At 42.3% G+C, this 5,143-nt stretch carries 4 protein-coding genes and 1 pseudogene; 2 read left to right on the forward strand and 3 right to left on the reverse strand.

All coding sequences use genetic code 11. From position 1 onward, the window contains the following. Positions 1-247: 247 nt before the first annotated feature. Positions 248-580 (forward strand): annotated as a pseudogene (locus tag IM509_RS23635) (zinc ribbon domain-containing protein); the annotation flags it as partial. Positions 581-636: 56 nt separating this feature from the next. Here the strand turns inward: IM509_RS23635 and IM509_RS23640 are convergent. The 3 genes from IM509_RS23640 to hmpF form a co-directional block, all read right to left on the reverse strand. Next, the gene (locus IM509_RS23640; protein ID WP_052276767.1) at positions 637-1,446 is read right to left on the reverse strand and encodes a squalene/phytoene synthase family protein; all 810 of its coding nucleotides are present in this window, start codon (positions 1,444-1,446) and stop codon (positions 637-639) included. Between the two features lie 269 nt (positions 1,447-1,715). Further along, the gene (locus IM509_RS23645) at positions 1,716-1,940 is read right to left on the reverse strand and encodes a hypothetical protein (protein WP_002757610.1); all 225 of its coding nucleotides are present in this window, start codon (positions 1,938-1,940) and stop codon (positions 1,716-1,718) included. Between the two features lie 421 nt (positions 1,941-2,361). Further along, positions 2,362-4,002: a pilus motility taxis protein HmpF gene (gene hmpF, locus IM509_RS23650; RefSeq protein WP_185237820.1), complete on the reverse strand. Its 1,641-nt coding sequence runs from the start codon at positions 4,000-4,002 to the stop codon at positions 2,362-2,364. A 788-nt stretch (positions 4,003-4,790) separates the two neighbouring features. Between hmpF and IM509_RS23655 the strand changes: the two genes are divergently transcribed. Then, positions 4,791-5,143 (forward strand): RNA-guided endonuclease InsQ/TnpB family protein (locus tag IM509_RS23655; protein WP_287717361.1); only part of this gene is annotated, 353 nt, incomplete at its 3' end.

A 5,143-nucleotide genomic window follows, 5' to 3' on the forward strand; every position in this document is an offset into this window, starting at 1 on the left:
AGCAAGTTTCTTTGTTCTATGTTAAGATGTTGGGGGCTTCGTTTTTGGGTCTGATTTGTTTTTGTTAATGATCAGACAGTACCTGATGAGCCTTTCTTTGTCAACTCTTGAGGTTGATGCGTTTCATTTTTGAATTGGCGAAACTCAAATTTCGGGTTTCTGTTAGTTAGCGATAGCTTGAAGGCTTACCCCATAAGAGAGCTAGAGTTTAGAGACTGTAAGATTTTTGCCAGAGTTCCAGAAGAGCGATAGAAAACAATCTCTGGATTCGGGCATCGGTAGTTTTATTAACGAGATACTACCATTTGTTGTTTGGAAACGGGGGAAATATTATCTTAAGGTCGATAAAAACGGAACTTCGCAAGAGTGTCCTAATTGTGGTGCTTTCACTAGTAAAAAGTCGTTATCCGAAAGAGTTTACTGGTGTGATTCTTGCGGCCACATTGAACCAAGAGACACGGCATCAGCGAAGGTAATCGAGAACCGAGGAAAAAACGCGGTCGGGCTGACCGTGTTAGAAAACGCTTGCGGAGGCGGTCTGACAGGGATCGACCGGGTTAAACCAAGTCGATCTAGTTAAAAGCCTAAGAACCGAGAATCCCCCGCTACAGCGCGCGAGCGGTTAGCGGGGGAGAGTCAACGGGTAATTTGTTGTACCAAAGCGATAACATCGCTGCGGCTGAGTTTTTCCTTACCTAAAGCTAGAACTTCGAGAGTGCCATGGGCTAAAGCGAGGGGAATCTTACAAAAATCAAGGGCCGGCCCTTTCGGCAGCGATTGAGTGTAATAATCGGCTAATTTCAGATTACGACGGGCATAATTATGAATATCACTAATTGTCCAACCCTGGGGCAGAAAACTTACCCCCCGGCGCAGATCCTCGCCATGGTTGCGGGCAATATTAACCGCTTGTAAACCCCGACCAAAACCGATGGCATAACTGCGATTAGTTTCGGTGCCATCGTACCAATTCCAGAGGTCAGACAGCAATAAACCCACGGCACCGGCCACACTAAAGGTATATTGATCTAATTCTATTTCTGTGCGAATATCCCAGTTATTCCCAGCCCAGTAGGCCATGCGATCGGCCATGGCCGCCGTGGCATCCCAAACCCGCGGGGCGATCGAATCCGGTGCTAACAGGGCCCATTCGCCAATTCTCAGGGTTACTTCTGGCAAAATCTCCCGATGGACTAAGCCAAAAGTAAAATCCTCTTTGGTAGAATTTTCAGTACCTGCTTGTAAATTCAGGCTAATTTGTCTTAATATCTGGGCTTTACTGAAGTTATCTAGGTCGGGATGGTCTTCTACTTCATCGATCGCCCTCATACAGAGATAAGCTGAGGCTACTGCCTCGAGCAGACGATCTGGTAAACGACTTATGGGAATATAAAAAGTTCGACTCGTTTCTTGCAGAATCGTTAAAGCATTATCGCGCAAATTCATTCAGTCCTCTCCTCACGCCAACTTAGGTAACTACGAGTTAAACCAATCAGACAGATCGGTTTAGGTTATTCCGATGTTCCTAAGACAAAGTTGCTGTCTATTGTAGTATTATTATCCAAAATTTCGAGATTATTCTCGAAAAAATCAACCTCTAGGGTATTCTTGACAATTTTTCTTTCTGGGATAGCTGAGGGACAATTACGGCAATTGTTCGAGATTACAGGCTTAAAAAAACGATTTTACCCTTTTTTAAGCAGTATTTTTTGGCTTCATGGCAGGGATTGAAAGGAGATCACTTGTAAAACTGGCCCGATCATGGCCAGGGTCATCACATCTGAGCGAATTTGACCTATAACTGTCACTTTTGCCTTTTTTTGGGTTAATTCGGCGGGAGGGTCTATTAATTCGTAGGTTTGACCGTTATCGGCAATTAATGCCCAAGTTCCCGTGCCTATTTCGATTCTTTTTACCTGACCCGTTACACTAATACTCATGCTTTAATTTCGCTGATTGAGGCGATCGCAATTGCTGCCCCTGTCACAAGCATTCTATCGATATCTTTCCTCGGCATTGATTGCCAATTTTGCCCGACTTTAACCTCATAAATCAGTTTTTTTTATCTAAAAAGCGATCGCCACTTCCGCCACCACCGCTAAGAGGGAGGCCAAAGCCGCTAAAATCATTATTTCTCGATCGGATTGTCCCATAACCATCTGATACCAAATCCGTTTTTAACAGTGTGATTAACTCTCAAGTTATGGATTGTTTCTCCACGCTCCCTGCTCCCCGCGATCCTATACTTTTTAAACAGGATTTGGTATTAATAGATAAAAAGCTATAAAAGTTATCAGCAAAAACGCCGAAATCTTTGTCAGGATTGCCCTGTATTATTTGTTCAGCAAGCTCTAATTAAGCCTAACTGTTAATGGCGTAATGATAGGCACTACCATTAGATTCCATAGGCATCAACCACTGGGAGATAGTTTCTAGTTTTTGACGGATTTGATCGAGTTGATCCTGCACAGGTTGCAGGAAAGTTTCGTACTGTTGTACCTGAGTTTTTAAACGCAATAATGCCAGATTAGTATCGCGCCATTGTCGCTCCTGTTCTTCAAATTCACGAGTTTTTTGCTCTAAATCCGACCATTGACCGTCAATACTATCGCTGCTTTTTTGTAAATCCTCTTGTAGTCCCTTGATTTCTGCTGCTAAACGTTGACTTTCTTGAAGATTATTTTGATAATTATCGGCCAACAGCATTAACAATGGTTCAAAGCCAGATTTTTGAGTATCTTCTGAGGATAAAATCCCCTGTCTCCGTTGCAGAATTTTCAGATGTTGAGAGCTAATAGCTTGCCTTTCTTGGAGATTACGTCTTTGTCCGACTAAAGTTGCCGCCAGCATTCCTTTTTTTTCCTGTTCCTCGGCTAATTCGGATTCTAAATTAGCTCGCTCAGATTGATCTATTGTAGCCATTCTTGCTTCTAATTCTTCCACGGTTTGGCATTGGAGAGTTAATTCTTCCTCTTGGTCGTTGACAAAAATTTCCCAGCGCTTGAGGTCTGTTTGTAAGTTCTTAACTAAGCTCTCCAATTCTTCTAAAGGCATTTGTTCAAGAGCTTCTAGATCGATTTTACCATCAAAACCTAGTTCTTCCCCTCCGAGGAGACGAAGGAGCATTTGTCGAGTAGAATCAGTGGTTTGTAGGGTGAGGTTAAGGTGCTCGAATAATTTCTGTTTTTGACTCAGAACAGTTTCTTGTATTTGTAATTCTATTTTAGCTGTTTCCAAAGCCCTGCGACTCGTCTGTAATTCCCTAGCTCTTTTTTCTAGATAATCGAGCATTTCATCGTTGGCGACCTGACGATTTTCTACAGCTTTTTTCTGCCCCTCTAAACTCTGCCAACAACTATTTAAAATTGTCTGTTGTTCCTGCACAGATTCAAGAGTGGAATGGAGAATTTGTGAGGGAGAATTGCCCCGATCATGATGAGCAGCTAAACGCTCCGCTAGAGAGCGAATAAATTGTTGTTGTTCTGGGGAAAGATTGGGGTAGGAGTTACAATTTATTTGTCCTTCTTCCAGGTGTCGCTGTTGCTCGTTTAATTGTTGTTTTAGGGTTTCCAGTTCTTGTCTTTTGCGCTCTAAATACTCTAATTCTGCCTCTATTTGTTCAATTTGCTCGATTCTTGTCTCCATTTCCATTTTCTGGCGGTTGAGAATCTCGCTTTGATAGGTGAGGGATTGTTTCCACTGCTCGATTTTCTCTTGATCTTTCTTGCTGCGCTCCATCAAACGGGAAATCTTTTGCAGTTGCCGCACCATCTCCGCTCCCGCTAATTCCGGGTTTCCTTGTAGTTGACGATTATTGCTCAAATTTACCAAGAGAAGCGCACCTTCACCCAGGGAGTTAGTTTCGTCGTAGGTTAGGATATCTTCCCCTGGTATGGCACTCCACGTCTGATCCTTATGCTGACAGGCCAATAGTTTCAATTCGGTTTTGTAACCGCCGATAAAACCTCTAGTCTGTTTTTTTACTTCTGCAAGGTATAGCACGAGTAGTCGTCCTCTATAATAAAAGTCTTTGTCATCGATTTTAGAGAGCGTTGGCAATCAAGGCTAGGAGCGGCCCGTCTATGGTTTGGTGTGTAACCATCCGATCCCAAAAATTTTTTAATTTCTATCATTCGAGTTTTTCTTTTTTATCCATACATTTGTTCTCAATTCTTCTCCTTACCGACTGGAAAATTTTTGATGATTTTTCAGTTCTGATGTACTATCTTGATCTCAAAAAATTCGGTAGTCAATCTCTTAAATGCAGTAAAGCCGCTCTTCTCGACTTTGTGTGATAATTTTTGCTTATGTAAGGTTAAATGTTTACTGGGCAAGACTTTTAGGACTATTTTGAAAGAAGAAACTATCAGTATAGACCTCGTTTCCACACAGAAACCAGAAGAACCGTAAAGCTTACTGAAAAATATGTTACATAATTAGCTTATCAGATTTATTATTAGTGACAAGAGGAGGGAAGAGAGCGTTTCTCATCAAGAGGGAGTGGGACGGGATTGGGCATCATCTCTAGATCACCAGCGATGGATTGTTTCTCTGGCGCTCCGCAGCTCCAGCACTCCGCAGTACCCCCATACCTTATTAAACAGGATTTAACTGAATGTCAGCATTCATCCCTCGCGCTTAGCGCAATGGGACGGCGCTTTTAAAGGGGCGAAGCAATTCGCCCCAGGGTTCACCTCATCGGAAATTTTGGGTCTGAAACCCCGCCGTTTTAGGTTGGCTTTGCTGTTAAATCTTAGCGCATTTACAAAATATGTGTTAGAATGTGAGGCATGGAAAAAGCCTATTCGTTTCGATTTTACCCCACACCCGAACAAGAGTCGCTATTGCGGCGCACTTTGGGCTGTGTAAGATTGGTTTACAATAAGGCACTCCATCTCAGAACACAAGCATGGTACGAAAGACAAGAAAGAGTAGGATATACTGAAACTTCTTCAATGCTAACCGATTGGAAAAAACAAGAAGAATTAGAGTTTTTAAACGAAGTTAGCTGTGTACCTTTACAACAAGGGTTAAGACATTTACAAACAGCTTTTACTAATTTCTTTGCTGGTCGTACTAAGTATCCTAACTTTAAGAAAAAACATCAAGGAGGAAGTGCCGAATTTACCAAATCAGCCTTTAA

It is taken from the genome of Microcystis sp. M31BS1 (assembly GCF_020245285.1).
GTDB lineage: Bacteria > Cyanobacteriota > Cyanobacteriia > Cyanobacteriales > Microcystaceae > Microcystis > Microcystis panniformis.

What these genes read in the sequence shown, in the direction of transcription:
- IM509_RS23640 (WP_052276767.1), bottom strand. Translation starts at nt 1,446, where the DNA reads ATGAATTTGCGCGATAATGCTTTAACGATTCTGCAAGAAACGAGTCGA.
- IM509_RS23645 (WP_002757610.1), bottom strand. Translation starts at nt 1,940, where the DNA reads ATGAGTATTAGTGTAACGGGTCAGGTAAAAAGAATCGAAATAGGCACG.